Raw genomic sequence first — 19642 nt, 5'->3', positions numbered from 1 at the left:
GTGCCGTAACGTTCAGCCGAGATTGCGGGAAATCCAGGGGCCCACCAGATTGCTGACCGGCAAAGGCAGACGCTGCCATGCAGCGATGAAATATCGATATTTCGGATTGAGCGGATTTATCTCGGGTACCGCCTTCGCTTTCACCAACTCGTACTCGTAAGCCAATGGTTCGGGCTCGAAGCCCCAGTGCGTCTTGAATCGGTACGAGCCGGTACCTTCTTTGCTTCTACCGTAGTCGAATACCCGCACGTCTTTTTCCGTCGCCCGCCGCATGACCTCCCAGTACATGAAATCGTTACCCTTGAGATCCCTGGCTTCTCCGGTTCCGCCGCCATAATACGGGAGCACCTCGTCGCGAAAATAGAAACTCATCACGCTGGCGATAACGCGCCCTTGGTGCTCGATGCTGAGGATTTCGCAAGAATCGCCGAATACGTCCTTCAAGATTGCGAAATAGCGTTTTGAAAATACCGGTGTTCCGAGATTGCGGACGCTCTCGGCATAGGCTCCGAAAAACCGGTCCACACCGGGATCGATGATGCTGCTTAAGCCGGCGGCAATGCCCTTTCGGATCATCGCGCGCTGTTTACGCGGAACGGCCGCGAGATTCTTCTCGGGATCGGGATCCAGAGCTTTCCGGAACGTGACATAGAGCGATTTGGTCGGCCGCCCGGATCCGTGCGGTTTTTGATTGCGAAGCTCCAGATAATCCACCTCGAGTTCCCGTGCAAGATCGCAGGCTGCCTGCTCCAGCGCTTTACGCGCTGCATCGGATTCGGTCGCGGCGCCGCCATACACGCAAAAGGGGTTCGATATCAGCGCATTACCGAATAGAAAGCTTTTCACATGGCCGAGCGGCAATACCCCGACGATCCGACCCTCTTCTTCCGCAAAGAGATAGTGGGTTTCATGGCCAAAGGCGCGCTCGATGACGTCTTGCCAACCGGCGCGATGAAAAAAACTCGCCTCGGTACAATTATTTACGAATGCATCCCAGTCAGACTTGCGGCTGCCGTCTAATCGCTTAATTTCCATGCAAGATTTCGGTCCGGGTTAATTGTGGTATGGAGATAAAAACACATGAGCCATCGTGTTCCAGCGAAAGTCGTGTAAAAGACGGCGCAAGCGCGATTCGGTCCGAGAAAGGTTCAGGTAGTGGCGAAACCGTGTTTTCAGATTGATGCCTCGCTGCCTCGGCTGATCCGGATCGATTTCCCAAGGGTGAAAATAAAACACGCATGATTGCCGGTCTCTCCGATTCACTCGCTCGATGGCCCAGCGAGACACCCGATAGGGCAGCAAACGGAAATAGCCGCCACCGCCGCACGGCAATTTCTTATTGCTTAATTCGACCGTAGTTACGGGTATTTCCAGCAACCCGTCCGGTCTGCACGGCCTGAACGAGAAGCGCGGCGCTTCCGGCATGCCGTACAAATCATGCTTTACAGGATAGATGCTGGAGCTGTAACGGAATCCTGACTCTTCCAGAACCTCTAGCGCCCAGAGGTTTTTGGAACCGATCGAATAGCTGGCCGCACGATATCCCAGAACCGGGACTCCGCCGAGATCTTCGAGCAAACGCTTGGTCCGCAAAACATCGTCACGAAACTCATCAGGAGTTTGTTGAGTCACTCGTACATGGCTATAGCCGTGACAAGCCAGCTCATGGCCGGCTTTTACTATTCGTTTTATGAGTGCCGGGTAGCGCTCGGCCACCCACCCCAACGTGAAAAAAGTGGCTTGCACTCCCGCTTCGGCAAAGATCTGAAGTATCCGGTCGGTATTTCTTTCCACCCGGCAGGGTAAATCGTCCCACTTATCCCTTCCAATATAGGGTTCGAATGCCGATACATGGAAATAATCTTCGACATCCACTGTCATCGCATTGACGATGGGATTGCCAGCGGCCGACGGATTAGCCAAAAATACCCCCTAACGCGCAGTAACGGCGCGCAATTTATAATTGTTTTTGTTAATTCGCAGCGAGAAGCTTCAAGCTAGTTTTTTCGCACTTCAAGATTCGTCAAGCGGCTCCTGATAAACTTCATCAAGATCGAGGTGCAAGAGAATGGCTTTTCGCAACAAAGCCCGTTCTTTTTGCACGGTTTTCCGCAAACTGAGCACCAGGTGTTCGAGTTGAACGACCCTCTCCTCTAGGCTTCCGGTAGCCGCCGGGACGTATCCCGAGTCGATCGGGTACAACGACGCCTCGATATTGGTCGTTCCTTGACAGGATGGGCGCTGGACTCGCACGGCATCCTGCTCCATCTCGTTTATCACCAAGCGAACCGCATCCAAATCCAGCATGTGGAGTTCCTCCAAGTATCCATACAATAAAAGCCGGTCGCACAAAGTATTAATTATTCGTGGAACCCCCTGGGTATGGCGATAGATTTCCTCAAATGCCTCTTTCGTAAATTCCGGATCGTGTGCCCAATCCGCCGTAGTCAATCGATGAAGGATATACTCTTTGGTTTCTTCGAGCTCTAATGGTCGCAAGTGGTACATGGCCGTTATTCGCTGCCGTACCTGTTCCATTTTGCCTCCCTGCAATGTCGCTCGCAGCTCATCCTGTCCCAACAGGAAAACCTGAAAGATCGATCGTCCTTCCGATTCGAAATTGAGCAGCATGCGCAGTTCTTCCAAAGACTGGGTCGGAAGATTCTGTGCTTCATCGACGACCAGTAGGACTCGCTTTCCCTCGCGAGACTTAAGTTTGAAAAATTCTTCCAGATTCTTGAGGAGAACCGCCTTCGCATCGCCATCGTAAGAAAGGCCGAACGTGGCAGCAATGATCCGTAGAGTATCCTCGGCACCGACCTGGGACGTCACCATCAGGCCTGCAACAATATTTTCGTTCCGGAGCGCGCCGAACAACTCCTTTACCAGCATCGTTTTCCCGGTGCCGGGCTCTCCGGTCACGACAACAAACCCTTCGCCCTGGGCTAAACCATACCGCAAATATGCCAACGCCCGCTTATGAACCGCGCTGTTGTAGAAAAACTCGGGGTCCGGATTCAGTTGGAAAGGTTTTTTTTTCAGATTGTAAAAGGCATCGTACATGAAGAATCAGAACCTCATAAGCAAACTGGCCGTTACCCGATTCTCGTCAAATTCATTTTGTGACCGATTCGAATCCTGCTGCATGTGCCGCAACTCCAAAGAGCCTATCAAATCGGCCCAGATCCTTCGGTTCAATGCTAGTGACACGGTCATAAACTTGTTGTCGGAACGCCCTAAAGTCTCGCTCTGATTATCGATCGCCTGCCAGACAAAGTACAAAAGGGATTGGGTTCGTGCTGCGAACTGCCAACTCCACAACGCCGTAAATCCAAGCACGTCCTGATCACCGGAAAATTGATAGTTTCGATCCTCCTGATAGCCGGTCAAGGTTACGGTGCTCTTGGCAGTGTGACCGGAGACAGATGCTTGTCCCCGTTTTCGAGTGATGACCTCATTGGTCAAGATAGGCTGATCGATCGGCAACAAGAATGGTTGACTGGTCAACGGATCGAACACCGGTTGATCGAGCAGAACCTGCTGAATTGTCGTGGTGTTGACCGTATAAGTTGCTATCCAACTCGTTCGGCGAGTTCTGTGACTTAGCAGCGCGTTCCAAGTCGTTCCGGCGTTGAACCCTCCTAAGCCGGTCCCACCGAAACCTGCTCCGCCGAAACCTGCTCCGCCGAAACCTGCTCCTCCGAAACCCGCTCCGCCGAAACCCGCTCCGCCGAAACCCGCTCCGCCGAAACCCGCTCCGCCGAAACCCGCTCCTCCGAAACCCGCTCCTCCGAAACCCGCTCCTCCGAAACCCGCTCCTCCGAAACCTGTTCCGCCGAAACCTGTTCCGCCGAAACCTGTTCCGCCGAAACCTGTTCCGCCGAAACCTGTTCCGCCGAAACCTGTTCCGCCGAAACCCGCTCCGCCGAAACCTGCTCCGCCGAAACCTGCTCCTCCGAAACCTGCTCCTCCGAAACCTGCTCCTCCGAAACCTGCTCCGCCGAAACCTGCTCCGCCGAAACCCGCTCCGCCGTAGCCTAACCCGCCGAAACCACCTCCACCATAAGCCCCACCTATGTCGCTATCGCGGTAGATGATCTGAAACGTAGTTCTTTTGCTCGGCTCCCATGCCACAGATATGAAATGATTGTTGCTACCCCACCCGCCTTGTACAGCTAATTTAGCACTCGGCGTCCAAGCCAGTCCCGCAGTCCAATACCCCCCGTTTCGAGCCCCCGAAATGTTTGTCTGACCTAAAAAATCGTTTTCGAAACGTCCTGCCTGAATAAACGGGCTGAATTCCTTGGAGAGACGGTATCTCAACTCGCCATTGTAGTTTCGATATTTTACGTCGCCTGTAGCGCTGGCGCCTCCGACACCATTGTCACGCGTGTTTTCTTGATTATAAAAGTTGGCACGCCAGGTAAGCGAATCGAACCAGTTGCCACTACGCAAATCTATTCTTTGTTCGAAAATATTCGAATCGAAGTTTCCTCCGCCGATGTTACTGTACGTGACACGGGCAGTACCTTCTGCATAACCGCCCAAGTGCGGCTTCCAATAGGGGCTGATTCGAAAAGTTCTGTAATCGCTGGTATTGCCAGTTTGCGAGACATTATCAAACGCAAAACGGCCAGTAGTCGAGTTATTGTATTGCCCAATCGTACTTGTAGAATCGATGAATACCGAATTATCCCACAGCTCGGTAGTCGAATTCATTTGAAGTTGGTTATTGATCCGCGGATCTGTATCCGTTCCCGCATAGAATAGATTCTGCATGCGATAATCCAAGTTAAATAGATTTCGGCCCCGGCGCCGGACTGATACGCCAGGACTTAACTCAGTCACGAATGCATCATCGCCATTCTGCCCCGCCGAACTGCTAGACCGTTGTCCGCTACCGGACAAATTGATATTGTCGGAATATATTCCTCGCGCAGTTAAATTGGGAGTTACAAGCCAATCCACGGCGAAGGCAGGGGCCAACGGAAAAAGAAAAGGAAGAACGGCTATACCTTGACCGATCTTCCTAATACTTGGCATGGACGCTGGGTCACCCATCAGTTCTCTGCTGACCATAAGATCCATACCCATAACCGTACCCGTAGCCATAATATCTGAATCCAAATCCCTTTTTGGTCTTGTTCAATACACAGCCAATGACCTCGCAGGACTCTAATTTGGAAATGGCCTCCTGAACAATGTATTGGGGCGTTGATTCCGACTCAATTACCAGGACGACCTGCCCAACCAACGTGGCTAAAACGGAGCCTTGACTAGCAGCCAACAATGGCGGAGAGTCAAAAATCACTACCCGGTCCGGGTAACGGGCAGATAATTCATTGGCTAGTCGTTTCATCGCATCACTAGCTAAGAGCTCGGTGGAATGGCGATCCAATTTACCTGCCGGCAACAGCGTGAGGTTGGGAATATCCGTTTTGATCAAGACATCGGAAAAACGGATCGATTTATCCTGAAGCAGATCGGTCAATCCTATCTTCGCAGGGATCCCGAGTAATTCAGCTATCGATGGTTTCGCCACGTCAGCATCTATCAACAGTACGGTTTTATCCCGCTCCATCGCTATGCTGAGCGCCAAATTTACGGCCGTAAAGGTTTTCCCCTCGCCGGGAACACTGCTGGTGACGAGAATCAGATTCGCACGGCTGAGACCATTATCACCATCCGGGAATGCGTTCATCAAAAGCGGCCGTTTGATTAGGCGATACTCCTCCGCTATCTGACTATAAGCCATCTCAGGCCCGAGCATCCCTTTTTCCCGCAGGTGACTCCAACCGATCGAATGTATTTTACTGGCCTCGGCAGTAGCTTTCCTGGTTGGCTCGGGGACTGGCTCGGCCGCCTCAATGTTTTCCAGTCTTTCGGGAAAATTCTGTTGATCCGCCTTTTTATTAGTCGAAGACTGCTCGAGCTCTAACGCTTTATTAAGTGCCTTTTCAATAATGCTCACGTGGCTGCCCCCGACTAAATGAAGGACGGAAGATGATAACCCCTAATTTCCAGCAAGATTACCCCAACGAATACTACGAATAACATGGCAAATACAGCCGTAAAAGCTAGAAACTCACGCCATTTCCGTTCCTTAATTTCCGGAATCCAATTCATGGAAACGCTGCCAAGTACAGGCAGTCCTGTAACCTCTCGAACTTTATTCATGGTATTGAATGCCGGCCGGAGCAGCGCCAAAAACACAGCCAACCCTATACTCACCACTATACCTGCCGCGAAAACCCCAACCGATAATAGAATGCGATTGGGAGCAGAAGGTTTCGTAGGTACTTGAGGTGGGTCGACAATCTTGAATTTAACGCTATCCGTGCTCTGCTCTACGCTTTCCGACATTCTCGCTGTCTCGCGCCGTTTCAGGAGTGCATCATAATTTTCCTTAATCGCTGCATAATCTCTATTGAGACCCTGCAACTGAGTCTCCACTTTTAAACGGTCATCCATTTGTTTCTTCAGGTTCTCTATCTTTTCCTCGAAGATTTTGACTCGTGAGTTCAAGGAGGCGACATTAGCGTCCGCCTCGCCAAGCGCAATTTTCTTCTGTTGAAAAACCGGATTTGTCTCGCCCCCCATGCCAGAACTGGTATCTTCTTCCGATGCGGCCTCCTCCTCTTCCTTTTTTTTCTGCCGTTCCAATTCGACTATGCTCTTTTTAATCGCCATAACCTCGGGATGTCCCTTCGTGTATTTCAGCAACAATTCATCCAATCGAGCTTGCAACGCTTGAATACGCGTATCCAAAGGACTTGCTGCAACTTGGCTCCCAAAATCCGTGAATGACGGCTCCTCTTCATCCAGCTGCCTCTGCATTTCTTCGCGCCGATAGACAGCCTCTTGCAGAGCCATCTTAGCCTCCTCGAGCTGTCCGTTAAGCGTGCCGAGCTGTCCATAAAGGTCGCCCCCGTGCTCCGGCAACAATCCATAATTGGCTCGCTTGAAATCCTCTCTTGCCTTCTCAGCGGCTTGCAAACGTGTTTCATACTCCTTTAACTGCTGGTCCAGAAATTTCTGCGCAGAATTTGAATCTTCCCGCGACTCTCCGAGTGTTTGCTCAACAAAAATAGTTAATAATGCCTGAACAATCTTCTTTGCTACCGCTGGATTTTGGTCTTCTGCGCTAATCGTAAATAGATTATTTTCTCCGCCAGTAATGCTCATAGCCGATTGCAGGTGACTGACTAACTTTTCCATGGATGCTTCATCCTTCGCGCCTAAATCCAAGTCGGTCATCCGAGCCACTTTCTCCAAGTTTGGGCGACTGAACATCAATTTCGACATTAATCGGATTTGGCCGGAAACATCTGGCTGAATAGCCAAGCCGGAAAGCAGAGGACGCAAAACAGAGCGAGTATCCACATGTACGCGCGCACTTGCCTCATACTTGTTAGGCATTTGCGCGACAAAAACCCAACCCGCAAGACTAATTACCCATGCCAAAGCAATAGAAAGCCACTTATAACGGGTTGCGCCTTGGATATGACCGAGAACCTCGGCGATTAGTTCATGCATGGAAATTAGCTCCTATGCGAAACAGGCTAAAAATAAGCTTCCGGAATAATTAAAACATCTCCTGGTAGAATATTTACATTAGCCGTGATATCGCCATCCTCGAGCAGATCATCGATACGAACTCTAAGTTGCTGCTTAACACCATTTAATGTCCTTACGATAGTAGCTCGGTTGCCAGCCGCATAATCGGTAACCCCACCAACTAAAATCATTAAATCGAGCAGAGACATATTTTCTTTATAAGGTACAGCCTGAGGTTTTGCAGCTTGCCCAACAACTCTAACTTGCTCACTGTAAGGACCGACAAAATTACTCACAATTACGGTTACTAGCGGGTTTCGAATATATTTTGCTAATTCCTTTTCGATATCGCGCGCGAGCTGAAAGGGCGTCTTGCCCGATGCAGGTAGTTCCTCAACCAAAGGGGCGTTGATTTTTCCGTCCGGTCTAACCGGTATGGTGCGAGATACTTCGGGATTTCCCCAGACAAACATTTCAATGCTGTCGCCTGGCCCGATGATGTAGGTATATTCCGAGGGCGGGTCTACGTTTGGTGCGAGTGGAGCACATCCCACGAGTAAAGAGGCGCAGAATAAAATTCCGCACAAAGCTCCATAATTAAAAAGACGCATAATATCTATCCCCAATTAGCTTTTTCTTAAAACAGCTCGCTCACGAAACCCGAGGTGAAAACAAGGTCAGCCGAAACCCTGACATAAAACCAACATTTGTTTTGTTTAAGCGGCGCGGTTTTGTGGAACGTCGGGTCTGATGCAAGCACAAAAAGCCTGGCTCTTCGCTCTCGATTTACAATGCGGCGCCCCATCTCGCCGGCTCAGGAAGCATACAAAGTCTAGCATAGCTGTTGCGCGCCCCTAAGACTGATTATTTCACCCAGAGGATCGCTATCACGCCAGCCAGGATGCGCTAACCGATTGATTTAACAACTTATATTTTAAATATCTCATTATGCAGTCTAGCGTCGCATATAGGATTAGCGCTGCACAAACTGTCTTATCCGAGTTATGGCCGCAGCCAATCGCTCAAGAGTGACCGCATATGAAAATCTAAGATGACTTTCGGGCGAATTTTTTCCGAAATCCTTACCCGGAGTTGTCGCCACGCCGGTTTCCTCTAACAAATTCAATGCAAAATCAAAGCTATTCGACGTAAACCGCCGGCAATCAGCGTACACATAAAAAGCACCATTTGGGATGGTGTTTAATGTAAATCCAATGCTCAACAGCTGCTCACAAAGAAAGTCTCTTCTTTCCTGAAAAACGCGTCGTCGCTGCTCCAATTCTTGTAAGTTCGCTTCGGTAAAGGAAGCCAGGGCGCCATATTGTGAAGGGGCGGGCGTAGAAATAAAAATGTTCTGTGCAAGTTTTTCGGCACTTTCGATGTAGTCGGCAGGAACCACAAGCCAGCCGACCCGCCAGCCTGTCATGCCAAAATATTTCGAAAAGCTGTTGACCACGAAAACCCGATCCGAGAGCGATAGAGCCGTCGGTGAAGGCTCGTCATATTCGAGTCCCTGATAGATCTCGTCTGATATCAAAAACCCCGATCGCCGCTCCAATTCAATGGTGAGTCTCTTCAACGCATCCGATTGCATTACGGTTCCAGTGGGATTCGAGGGCGATGCGATCACAACGCCCTTTGTTCGGCTGTCCCAGTGGGCGGACAGGACGTCCGAATTGAGCTGGAAGCACGTTGACGCGTCTACGGGAACCAACGAAGGAGTGCCACCAAAAAGTCGAACAAAATTCGCATAACATGGATAGCCGGGATCCGCCAACAGAACCTCGTCGCCTTCATTAAGCAGCAATCCCATCGCCAACAGAAAGCCGCCCGAGGCGCCTGGAGTGACAAAGATTCGTTCACTCGCGACATATACGCCGTAGCGGTCGCGGTAATATTTCGATATAGCCTCGCGAAGCTCGGGCAGCCCGGCAGCCGGCGTATACTTTATTTCTCCGCGGCGCATGAATTCGGTCGCGTGTTGGATAACCAGCGGAGGCGTCGGAAAATCCGGTTCGCCGATTTCCATATGAATAATGTCCCGCCCCTGCCGCTCCAATGCATTGGCACGCGACAAAATTTCCATCACGTAGAAGGGCTGTATGCCAGCCATACGATTCGAAATCATCATTTTTGCATCCGTAACACGGCGGAATCGCCTTAAAGTGTCCCAGCAATCTCGTTAGCAGACGCCGGCCATCTTGCAGAACCGCGATTTGTCTGCTAGTAATATCCGGTTTTTGAACTTGGTTTAGGAGTTTACGGATGTCCAGCGCCCAAAAAGCCGATACCCATGTGACACCTTTCAGCTTCACGCCTTACCCGCTCAAGGAAGGCGAAGAATACATGAATGAGGCTCAAGTCGAGCACTTCCGTCGCATTCTACAGAATTGGAAGGCGGAACTCATGAAGGAAGTCGATCGGACGGTGCATCACATGCAGGACGAAGCGGCTAATTTCCCGGACCCGAACGACCGCGCGACGCAGGAATCCGAATTCAGCCTGGAACTGCGTACCCGCGACCGGGAACGGAAACTCATCAAAAAGATCGAAGAATCCCTGGAAAATCTCGAGCGTGGCGATTACGGTTATTGCGAGACCTGCGGCGTGGAAATCGGCCTGCGGCGCCTCGAGGCGCGGCCGACGGCGACCCAGTGCATCGACTGCAAGACTCTGGATGAAATCCGGGAAAAGCAAGTCGGCTAATCTTTGGTCCATTCATCCTCGGACTTGAACGACACCCAATTCTCGACGACCTCTTCTAAGCCAAAATACCGGGGCCGTTTCGCGCCATCGCCTACCGGCCCCCTGCATTTAGGCTCCCTCTACACAGCTCTCGCCAGTTTTCTCCAAGCCAAATCGCAGCAAGGCGAATGGTATTTGAGAATCGACGATGTCGACCCTTTTCGCACCATTGCCGATTCAGCAGACCGGATTCTTCGCACCCTGGAAACATTCGGTTTGCACTGGAACGGGCCTATCCTCTATCAGAGCGAGCGTTTGGAGGCCTATCGAGCCGCACTTGCGCGGCTCGATCATCAAGAGCTCCTTTATCCCTGCACCTGCTCGCGCAAAGACCTTGCGTCGTTCTCTGACGGAAATACGGACGCATCGATTTACCCGGGGTTCTGCCGGAACAGGAACAAGAAACCTGTGACCGACCCTCATGCCTTGCGCGTCATAACGGAAAACGCTGCGGTAACGTTCGAGGACATGCTCCAGGGACCAGTGACACAGAATCTGGCGAACGACGTCGGAGACTTCATCGTCTTCCGGCGCGATGCAGTTTATGCCTACCATTTGGCAACCGTGCTCGATGATGACGAACAAGGCATTACCGAAGTGGTTCGGGGCGTCGATTTGCTCGACTCCACGCCCCGGCAGATTTATTTGCAGCGGCTACTCGGATTGCCCACTCCGGTATACGCGCACGTTCCGGTTCTCCTAGATCAAATGGGACTCAAACTGAGCAAACAGACCTACGCCGATCCCGTGGATGGGCAAAATCCATCATCGACCTTGGTTAGCTTGTTGACCCTCTTAAACCAAAACCCGCCTCCGGATTTGCAATCGGCAAAAACGGACGATGTCCTCGATTGGGCACTCCGAAATTGGGACATTTCACGACTCTCGGCTCAGCGCACCATCCCGGTGAACTTATCGTGAGCTATCCTTACAAAACCTAAATAATGATCTCGTCTTTTACTCCGAATGCCGTAATGGCCGACGTCCCGCAAAAACAAAGTATTTCAGTCGGTTTTATGGTTTGACAAGTTATTGCTTTTCTTTAAAATTCCGTCCTCCAAATCACGACCCACTTCCCCGATTTTTCCTTAATGAAGGATTACCTGCTCATCCTGGTCGGCACGACCCTGGTCAATAACTTCGTCTTGGTCAAGTTTCTCGGGCTTTGCCCCTTCATGGGCGTATCCAAAAAACTTGAGACTGCGATGGGCATGGGTCTGGCGACGACCTTCGTACTGACCCTGTCTTCGGTGAGCAGTTATCTCGCCAACGAATATCTTCTGGTCCCTCTGGGACTGGAATATCTCCGCACCATCGTCTTCATCGTCGTCATCGCCGTGGTGGTGCAATTCACCGAAATGTTCGTACGCAAGTCGAGCCCCTTGCTCTATCAAGTGCTGGGCATATTTTTGCCCCTCATTACCACCAACTGTGCGGTGCTTGGCGTTGCGCTGCTGAATGTCCAGTCTCAGCACGGATTCATCGAGTCGTTTTTGTACGGTTTCGGTGCCGCTCTCGGCTTTACCTTGGTTTTGGTTCTGTTCGCAGCGGTTCGCGAACGAATAGACGCATCCGATGTTCCTTTACCTTTCCGCGGCAACGCTATCGCCTTGATTACCGCCGGCCTGATTTCCATGGCTTTCATGGGATTCTCCGGCCTCGTCAAGGGCTGATCCGGTTTCATCCATGTTGGCCGTATTCGTCGTTTGCGCATTGTTCGCTTTATTAGGCTTGATCCTGGGCTATTCAGCCCGGCGCTTCAAGGTCGAGGGCGATCCCTTGGCGGATAAAATCGACGCCGTATTGCCGCAAACGCAATGCGGGCAATGCGGTTTTCCCGGTTGCCGCCCGTATGCAGAAGCCATCGCGCGGGGCGATGCGGACATCAACCAGTGCCCTCCGGGCGGCGAGGAAGGCGTTATCGCGCTGGCCGATCTGCTGGGCGTCGAACCAAAGCCTTTGAGCGCCGAACATGGCATCGAAAAACCGAAGTCCGTTGCCATCATCGATGAAAGCAAATGCATCGGCTGCACCCTTTGCATTCAGGCCTGCCCCGTCGATGCGATCCTCGGCGCAGCCAAGCACATGCACACGGTCATTGCGTCGGAATGCACGGGCTGCGAACTGTGCGTGGCGCCGTGCCCGGTGGATTGCATCCGCATGGAACCCGTTAAGGAAACCCTGGCCACCTGGCGATGGCCCGAACCCAAAGCGGTGGGTCAATGAGCTTGTTCAAACTCTGGAACTTCCATGGCGGCCTTCATCTGGATGGCCATAAGCAGGAGTCCTGCAAAGCCCCGCTCGCCGTCGCGCGTTTACCGGAAAGGCTGCTTTTTCCGCTGCAACAGCGGAATGGCGAAGATTCCAAGCCCGTCGTCGCGCCGGGCGACCGGGTTCTGAAAGGCCAAGTCATCGCCCGCGACGACCACCCGTTCTATCCGCCGATTCACGCCTCCAGTTCCGGCATCGTCCGGAAGATCGAAGACTTGCCTCTGCCCCACCCGTCCGGCCTGACTGGATCGTGCATCGTCATCGAGACCGATGGCGAGGATGCCGCCATGGACTTCGCCGGCATAGAGGATTACCGGCAGTGTTCTCCCGACGAACTGCGCCGCAGGATATACGAAGCCGGAATCGTCGGCCTTGGCGGAGCCGCGTTCCCTACCTCGGTCAAGGTGGCACCGGGCAGCGATCGCAAGGTCGACACGCTGATTCTGAACGGCGCGGAATGCGAGCCCTACATCACTTGCGACGACAGCCTGCTCAGCCACTATCCGAACCACGTGCTGGAAGGCGCCAAAATCCTGCTCCAAATCCTGAAGGCGGAACGCTGTCTCCTGGCCGTGGAAGACGATATGCCGGACGCGCTGGCCGCACTGGAGAAGGCGAAGCAGCGCGGAGGTTTCGAGGCTATTCAGCTCGTGCGCGTTCCCGCCATTTATCCCACCGGCGGCGAGAAACAATTGATCAGCGTGCTGACCGGCCGCGAAGTACCGACGCGCGGCATTCCGGCCGACATCGGTATCGTCTGCCAGAATGTCGGAACGGCCGCAGCGGTTTATAACGCCGTCGTTCACGGTACTCCTTTGATTTCCCGAATCGTGACGGTAACCGGCCGCGGCGTAAAACAGCCACAGAATGTTCTGGCTCGGATCGGTACGCCTTTCGCCGATCTCATCCAACAATGCGGCGGCTATACCAACGAAGCCGAGCGGCTCGTTCTAGGCGGACCGATGATGGGCTTTGACGTGCCGACTGATAATCTGCCTTTGACCAAATCGGCCAACTGCATACTGGTGGCCGGCCGCAACGAACTGATCGGCGAAAAGCGATCCCTGCCCTGCATTCGTTGCGGCGCTTGCGCCGAAGCCTGCCCGGTGAACCTGCTGCCGCAGCAGCTTTACTGGTACGGCCGTTCGGACCAGATCGAACGGGCGCTGGATTACAATCTGTTCGACTGCATCGAGTGCGGCTCCTGCGATGTCGTATGCCCCAGCCACATTCCGCTCGTCCAACATTTCCGCGCCACGAAAGGCAAGGCCATCGCCAAGCGGCGCGAGCGCGAAAAGGCCGATCATGCGCGCCTTCGTTTCGAGTCGCGCCAGGCTCGAAAGGAACAGGAGAAGCGCGAGCGCGCGGAAGCCGCGAAGCGGAAGAAAGAGAACCTGGGAACAGGAAAGTCGCCGGAAATCATCGAGGCTATCGAACGCGCAAAACTCCGCCGCGCGGAAAAATCGGCACCGTCAAGCGAAGGCGCCGCGCAAATTGATGGCGATAAGCAAGAAACGGTAGTGCCGCCGGCAGGCGCCGAGACTCGTCGAGAGTCCGCCAAGGTCGTTCACACCGAGACTCCGCCAGGCGGCCCGGAATCCGAAGCTCAAGCGGTGCCTTCGGAGATCGATTAGCCGGGCATTTCCAAATTCGACAGCCACTTGAAATACATCCATCATCCAACACTCGCTCACATGCGTTTTCCGACCGCTCACGCGCCGTATCTTGCCCCCGTCAACAGCGTCAACCGCATCATGCTGGAGGTGCTCGTTGCTCTGATTCCGGGCTTGGCGGCATTGGTCTGGCAATTCGGCCCTGGAGTGCTCGTGCAGTGCATGATCGCCCTGCTCGCGGCGCAGCTGGGCGAAGCCGCCATGCTCTCCTTGCGTCGCCGTCCGATTGCGCCTGCTCTTAGGGACTATAGCGCTGCCCTCACCGCCGTGCTGCTGGCCGTGTCGCTGCCGCCTTTGGCGCCCTGGTGGCTTACGGCTTTCGGAGCGCTTTTCGCCATCGTCATCGGCAAGCACCTGTACGGCGGGCTGGGATACAATCCCTTCAACCCGGCGATGGTCGGCTACGCCGTACTCCTGATCTCTTTTCCCCAGCACATGACCGCCTGGCTTCCGCCCAAGGAACTGAGCGGTTCAGCGCTGAGTTTTGCCGATGCCTGGAATGCGATCTTCACCCGCACGCTGCCGTCGGACATGACTTTCGACGCGCTAACCATGGCGACCCCGCTCGATACGATCAAGACCCAGCTCGGGCTAAACCGGTTACTGGACGAAATTCAGGCCGGGGGGCTTTTCGCAGGAATCGGCGGGCGCGGCTGGCAATGGGTCAATTTCGGCTTTCTCCTGGGCGGACTGTGGATGTTGAAACGCGGCATCATCGGCTGGCAGATTCCGGTCGGATTCTTGGGCGCCTTGTTCGGCATTTCGTTGATCTTTTTCCTAATCGATCCGGCGGTCTACCCGACGCCGCTGTTCCAGTGCTTCAGCGGAGCCGCCATGCTCGGAGCCTTCTTCATCGCGACCGATCCGGTCACGGCCTCGACCACGCCGCGCGGGCGATTGATTTACGGCGCATCGATCGGCCTACTGGTATTCGTCATCCGCTCCTGGGGCGGCTATCCGGACGGCGTCGCCTTTGCGGTTCTGCTGTTGAATCTGGCTGCGCCCACCATCGATCACTACACCCGTCCGCGGGTCTACGGACATCCGAAATGAATTTGCCCAAGCCCATCATCAATGCAGCCGCCGCGCTCGGAGTGTTCGCCGTCATCGGCATGGGACTCGTGGCCCTGGTGCACGACGGAACGAAAGAGCGCATCGAGTCCAACGAACAGGCCGTCCTGCTGCACACTTTGGAATCCTTGGTTCCGGCCGACTGGTTCGACAACGATATTCTCGCCGACACCATAACAGCCAGCGACCTCACCCTCGGCACCGATAAAGCGGTTACCATTTATCGCGCACGAAAAAACGGCAAGCCCGTGGCGGCCGTGCTCTCCCCTATCGCTCCGGACGGCTACAACGGCACAATCAGACTGCTGGTAGCAGTCCGCACGGACGGCTCGCTAGCCGGCGTCAGGGTCGTCAGCCATCGCGAAACGCCCGGACTCGGCGATCCCATCGATACCGACAAATCGGACTGGATATTGGGCTTCGACGGCCGCTCGCTGAGTAATCCTTCAGAATCCCGCTGGAAAGTCAAACGGGACGGCGGCGAGTTCGACCAGTTCACCGGAGCGACGATCACGCCACGCGCGGTAGTCAAAGCCGTTTACAAGACCCTGATTTTCTTTGAGCGGAACCAAGAGCGCCTATTTGACCAAGAGTCGGGAAGCTCCCTAGGATCGAATCCATGATCGACTTTTCCAAATACCAGAAAATCGTCCGCGACGGCCTCTGGCACAACAACCAGGCCTTCGTCGCGCTTCTGGGATTATGCCCCCTGCTGGCGGTCAGCAATTCGGTGATCAACAGCCTGGGGCTGGGTCTCGCCACCACCATGGCGCTGATCTTTTCCAACGTCATCGTTTCGCTGATCCGCAATCACGTCGCGACCGAAATCCGGTTGCCGGTGTTCGTACTCATCATCGCCTCGAACGTCACCGTCATCGAACTATTGATGAATGCCTTCTTCCACGATCTGCATAAGATTCTCGGCATCTTCATACCTCTGATCGTCACCAACTGCGCCATCATCGGACGCGCCGAAGCCTTCGCATCCAAGAATCCGGTCGATCGCGCGCTCATGGACGGCTTGTTCGTGGGGTTGGGATTCACCTTTGCACTGGTCATGCTCGGCGCCCTGCGCGAGGCGATAGGAACCGGTGCCGTGTTGAATCGAGCGGACTTGATGTTCGGCGAAATCGCCAAGAACTGGACTTTACCCGTCTTCAGCGACTACGACGGATTTCTGCTGGCAATTCTCCCGCCTGGCGCCTTCATTGGCCTCGGCCTCCTGATCGCGGTGAAAAACCTCATCGACGCCCGGGCGAAAACGAAAGCTCTCGGCAAGACTGCGCCGGTCCAAACAGACTCGCTCCATAAATCTCCCATGCATGAATCATGAACGCCGAAAAGCGCAGACGGATTTTCGAGCGTCTGGCCGCGGCGATCCCGGAGCCGACGACCGAGCTCAGGCACTCGACGCCTTTCGAGCTGCTGATCGCGGTGGTGCTGTCGGCGCAAGCGACCGACAAGGGCGTCAATAAGGCTACCGCCGAGCTATTCTCGGTCGCCAATACGCCCGAGACCATACTCGCCTTGGGTGAAGAAGGTCTCAAGGAATACATCAAGACTATCAACCTATATCCAAGCAAGGCCAAGAACATCATCGGACTTTGCCGGTTGCTGCTGGAAAAACACGGCGGCCAAGTGCCGCAAACAAGAGAAGAGTTGGAAGCACTGCCGGGTGTAGGCCGCAAGACCGCCAATGTCATCCTCAACACCGCATTCGGCCAGCATACCATCGCGGTTGATACCCATATCTTCCGCGTCGCCAACCGAACCCGGCTCGCGCCTGGCAAAACGGTATTGGAGGTCGAAAGGAAACTGGAGCGTACCGTTCCCAAACAGTATTTCAAGGATGCCCATCACCTTCTCATCCTGCACGGCCGCTATACCTGCGTCGCCCGGAAACCGAAATGCCCCATTTGCCCGATCGCCGACTTGTGCGAATACCCGGACAAAACTCCACCCGAATACTTTTCGGATACCAAATAATCGTCCGAGACGATTTAAAACATTAGTGCTTGACTGAGAACCTCGTAACAGGTTTAATACGCAACTCGATTCGCCACTGGCCAGGTAGCTCAGTTGGTAGAGCAGAGGACTGAAAATCCTCGTGTCGGCGGTTCGATTCCGTCCCTGGCCACCATGTAAAACGAAAGTTTGCAATTATTTTCTTCTGCGCAAACCTTTCTCGTCTTTCCGAAGACGTCTCCGAAAAACGCACTCACCCAAACCGACCAATCGGGCTTGCGATCTTAAGCGCCGCCACTGCGCCCGGCTCATGCCCTAGCCCTTAGAGCTAGTCGCCTTGGTCATCCGTAATGATCTTGGCCTTTAGGGGCGTCGAGGCAATACTTTCCGGTCACATGCTAATCGTCCGGCGGCGTGGCTGGTTACGAATCCTCGCGGATCTTTTCCGTCCCCCCTGCGGATGACAGTGAACACGTGCCACTGCGCATGCGCTTCGCAAGGAGACCATGTTGCGACAACCACGGCTCGGTGCAGTTCACGGCCGCGATGTCTTGGGGGTCATGAGGGTGGCATTTCAGTTATCCCTTATCATGCCGTCATCGGGGTGGTATAAATTCGCCGGAAGGGGGCACGGTATAGGTGATCTCCAGCGTGATGTTGGAGAGATCCGAGACACAGACCGTGTTGTCCTGAGCCGTTAGACCATCGATCGACGGGCCTCCGGTCAGCAGAACGCCATACCCCCGCATTCCGCCCAGCGGAGGCGCGGGGCTGGAGAGTTGCCAGGCGATCGGAGAGGTTACATCCCATTGACGTGCATTGATGCGCGATGTCGGCTGTCCGCTGGCGAAGGTCGGGAGTCTACCCTGCACCGTTCCACCATTACGAACCCAATCCATGGAAGGGATGCGCACTTCCACGCAGCCGTTCGCTTTCACCTCGTAGTTTCCCTCTCCGTTTTGCCAGCATCGGTAGCTGTATCCCACGACAAGCGGACAGGAAGGAGCTTCGACCTCGTCGTAGCTCAGCACGGCACGGTCGACGATCTTGTCCGGAATCATGTCCATGAGAGTGAAGTCGAATTGCACGGCGCGCTCAAGAACGAAGGCGAAGCAATTTTCGCCGAGCCATCCGATCTCCGCCTGTCCCCACCCTACCATGCCGTCCATCACTCCGGGCATCGGGGTTAGCTCTCCGCAAGTGGAACTGTAGGTTCTACTCTCCCAAGCGTTACGGCTGGTGGTGACTCCTACGAGCAAGGTGTGCTGACCTACAGTGCGGAAGTCTACCCCTCCAGCAACCGTCCTCGATGCTGCGAGTGCGTTCTCTTCCCACACCCGCTGTCGGGCAGCTGGGGTAACACAGACCGTGTCTCCCTCATATGCCTCGCGCCAGACAAAGCCCGACAAGCAATAGTAGACGCCATCGCGCGGTCCCGGCTCGCGCCTGAACGGGGCTTTGGCGTTCTCATCCGCAGCAAGGGCACGGGATTGCGGAATGACGCAGACCAAGTCGTCTGCTCGCGCCGCTCGCCAGACGTATCCGGGAAGGCAGTCGCGAGGGTCTTGGGCAACAGACTCCTCAGCAACTCCGCCGATGAATGCAGGCAGCAGCAACAATGCGAGGGTCTTGTATCCGATCAACATAGTTTTCGACCTTTCTCTTGAAGCGCAAGAGCGATCCGGAATCCCAGGAAAAATAGACGCCTTCTTTTATGTAAAGGAGGACTATAGGGGGGATAGGAAGTTCAAAGGGCGTGATCGGTCAGTTCAGGTGAATGGTTCGCTTCCGATGAGCCGCCATTAAGCGGTGAGCGTTGAGACAACGGGCGGCTTGGGCTCGCGCTCGTTCGACCTTTGACGGTACTAAGTACATTCCGCAAATATTTGCGGAATCTCGACAGATTGGCTTGATTGGCGGGGTTGTCCTGCAGGTTGTCTATGCCGCAAGACTTCCCTGAATGTACTTAGAGCGTTTTCATCTCGCTCGTACGGCAAAACAGGCTTGGCAGGAGTCGTTGGCGCCTTCGGCTCGGGTGAATGGATTCAAGCATTCGTAGGTCGGCAATCCTTTGCCGACGAACCCGTTGGCCCAACTGCACCGTCGGGAAGGGCGGCTTCGGCGCTCCCGAAGACGCCGTTTGCGATTGGAAGGGTCGCGACTAAAGCGACCGTTTGCGATTGGGAGGGATTCCCGACCTACGCGCGAGTGCCCGTACAGTCGGTATGAAAATGCTCTAATTGAAGGGGCGGTTCTTTACGTGATTGATCTCATACGCAAGAAAGAAGGCGTAAGGCTTTCGCTATTTGCCTGATGCCGCACAGCTCAGAACGTTCGTTTCCGTCCGCACGTCATGCTGG

17 protein-coding genes, 1 tRNA gene and 2 pseudogenes are annotated in these 19642 nt (G+C 54.2%); 10 read left to right on the top strand and 10 right to left on the bottom strand.

Annotation, left to right across the window (positions count from 1 at the left end):
• Window positions 1-12: 12 nt before the first annotated feature.
• The 9 genes and pseudogenes from ACR2R1_RS01735 to ACR2R1_RS01695 form a co-directional block, all read right to left on the bottom strand.
• Entirely contained in the window at window positions 13-1035 is a 1023-nt protein-coding gene (locus ACR2R1_RS01735) for a FemAB family XrtA/PEP-CTERM system-associated protein (RefSeq protein ID WP_133717338.1), read from the bottom strand.
• Window positions 1036-1053: 18 nt separating this feature from the next.
• On the bottom strand, window positions 1054-1881 hold the full coding sequence (locus tag ACR2R1_RS01730) for an XrtA system polysaccharide deacetylase (protein ID WP_434112372.1): 828 nt from the start codon (window positions 1879-1881) through the stop codon (window positions 1054-1056).
• Between the two features lie 132 nt (window positions 1882-2013).
• The gene (locus ACR2R1_RS01725) at window positions 2014-3063 is read right to left on the bottom strand and encodes an XrtA/PEP-CTERM system-associated ATPase (RefSeq protein ID WP_434112370.1); all 1050 of its coding nucleotides are present in this window, start codon (window positions 3061-3063) and stop codon (window positions 2014-2016) included.
• Between the two features lie 391 nt (window positions 3064-3454).
• Window positions 3455-3997, bottom strand: a pseudogene (locus ACR2R1_RS01720) (hypothetical protein); the annotation flags it as partial.
• 170 nt (window positions 3998-4167) lie between these two features.
• Window positions 4168-5043, bottom strand: a pseudogene (locus ACR2R1_RS01715) (TIGR03016 family PEP-CTERM system-associated outer membrane protein); the annotation flags it as partial.
• 10 nt (window positions 5044-5053) lie between these two features.
• Entirely contained in the window at window positions 5054-5971 is a 918-nt protein-coding gene (locus ACR2R1_RS01710) for an XrtA-associated tyrosine autokinase (protein ID WP_077732354.1), read from the bottom strand.
• A gap of 14 nt (window positions 5972-5985) precedes the next feature.
• Complete coding sequence (locus ACR2R1_RS01705) at window positions 5986-7536, bottom strand: XrtA system polysaccharide chain length determinant (RefSeq protein WP_156881046.1); 1551 nt, start codon at window positions 7534-7536, stop codon at window positions 5986-5988.
• Between the two features lie 26 nt (window positions 7537-7562).
• Window positions 7563-8168 (bottom strand): XrtA/PEP-CTERM system exopolysaccharide export protein, encoded by a 606-nt coding sequence (locus ACR2R1_RS01700; RefSeq protein ID WP_077732352.1) that lies wholly within the window; start codon window positions 8166-8168, stop codon window positions 7563-7565.
• A 362-nt stretch (window positions 8169-8530) separates the two neighbouring features.
• Entirely contained in the window at window positions 8531-9688 is a 1158-nt protein-coding gene (locus ACR2R1_RS01695) for an aminotransferase class I/II-fold pyridoxal phosphate-dependent enzyme (protein ID WP_434112368.1), read from the bottom strand.
• Window positions 9689-9822: 134 nt separating this feature from the next.
• On the opposite strand from ACR2R1_RS01695, the gene dksA reads away from it, so the two are divergent.
• The 10 genes from dksA (at window position 9823) to ACR2R1_RS01645 (ending at window position 17457) form a co-directional block, all read left to right on the top strand.
• The gene (gene dksA, locus ACR2R1_RS01690; RefSeq protein ID WP_077732350.1) at window positions 9823-10263 is read left to right on the top strand and encodes an RNA polymerase-binding protein DksA; all 441 of its coding nucleotides are present in this window, start codon (window positions 9823-9825) and stop codon (window positions 10261-10263) included.
• A gap of 3 nt (window positions 10264-10266) precedes the next feature.
• Window positions 10267-11223, top strand: coding sequence for a tRNA glutamyl-Q(34) synthetase GluQRS (gluQRS, locus tag ACR2R1_RS01685; protein WP_346425856.1), 957 nt, complete (start codon window positions 10267-10269; stop codon window positions 11221-11223).
• Window positions 11224-11393: 170 nt separating this feature from the next.
• Entirely contained in the window at window positions 11394-11975 is a 582-nt protein-coding gene (rsxA, locus tag ACR2R1_RS01680) for an electron transport complex subunit RsxA (protein ID WP_077732349.1), read from the top strand.
• 13 nt (window positions 11976-11988) lie between these two features.
• Complete coding sequence (gene rsxB, locus ACR2R1_RS01675; RefSeq protein WP_434112365.1) at window positions 11989-12528, top strand: electron transport complex subunit RsxB; 540 nt, start codon at window positions 11989-11991, stop codon at window positions 12526-12528.
• Complete coding sequence (gene rsxC / locus ACR2R1_RS01670) at window positions 12525-14207, top strand: electron transport complex subunit RsxC (protein WP_434112363.1); 1683 nt, start codon at window positions 12525-12527, stop codon at window positions 14205-14207. The genes rsxB and rsxC overlap by 4 nt, the downstream gene beginning before the upstream one ends.
• 60 nt (window positions 14208-14267) lie before the next feature.
• Window positions 14268-15299 carry an electron transport complex subunit RsxD gene (gene rsxD / locus ACR2R1_RS01665; protein ID WP_077732347.1) on the top strand — a complete coding sequence of 344 codons (1032 nt, stop codon included), beginning with the start codon at window positions 14268-14270 and terminating at the stop codon, window positions 15297-15299.
• The gene (rsxG, locus tag ACR2R1_RS01660; RefSeq protein ID WP_086135638.1) at window positions 15296-15940 is read left to right on the top strand and encodes an electron transport complex subunit RsxG; all 645 of its coding nucleotides are present in this window, start codon (window positions 15296-15298) and stop codon (window positions 15938-15940) included. The genes rsxD and rsxG overlap by 4 nt, the downstream gene beginning before the upstream one ends.
• Window positions 15937-16650: an electron transport complex subunit E gene (locus ACR2R1_RS01655; RefSeq protein WP_077732345.1), complete on the top strand. Its 714-nt coding sequence runs from the start codon at window positions 15937-15939 to the stop codon at window positions 16648-16650. The genes rsxG and ACR2R1_RS01655 overlap by 4 nt, the downstream gene beginning before the upstream one ends.
• Entirely contained in the window at window positions 16647-17303 is a 657-nt protein-coding gene (gene nth, locus ACR2R1_RS01650; protein WP_434112360.1) for an endonuclease III, read from the top strand. Before ACR2R1_RS01655 ends, nth begins: the two co-directional genes overlap by 4 nt.
• Window positions 17304-17381: 78 nt before the next feature.
• A tRNA-Phe gene (locus ACR2R1_RS01645) sits at window positions 17382-17457 on the top strand.
• Window positions 17458-17878: 421 nt separating this feature from the next.
• Here the strand turns inward: ACR2R1_RS01645 and ACR2R1_RS01640 are convergent.
• Window positions 17879-18928 carry a hypothetical protein gene (locus ACR2R1_RS01640; protein ID WP_139841175.1) on the bottom strand — a complete coding sequence of 350 codons (1050 nt, stop codon included), beginning with the start codon at window positions 18926-18928 and terminating at the stop codon, window positions 17879-17881.
• Between the last annotated feature and the right edge of the window lie 714 nt (window positions 18929-19642).

The sequence above is a fragment of the Methylocaldum sp. GT1TLB genome, assembly GCF_051027445.1.
GTDB lineage: Bacteria > Pseudomonadota > Gammaproteobacteria > Methylococcales > Methylococcaceae > Methylocaldum.
The sequence above is the reverse complement of the archived record's forward strand: the minus strand, read 5'-3'. Positions and strand labels throughout refer to the sequence as shown.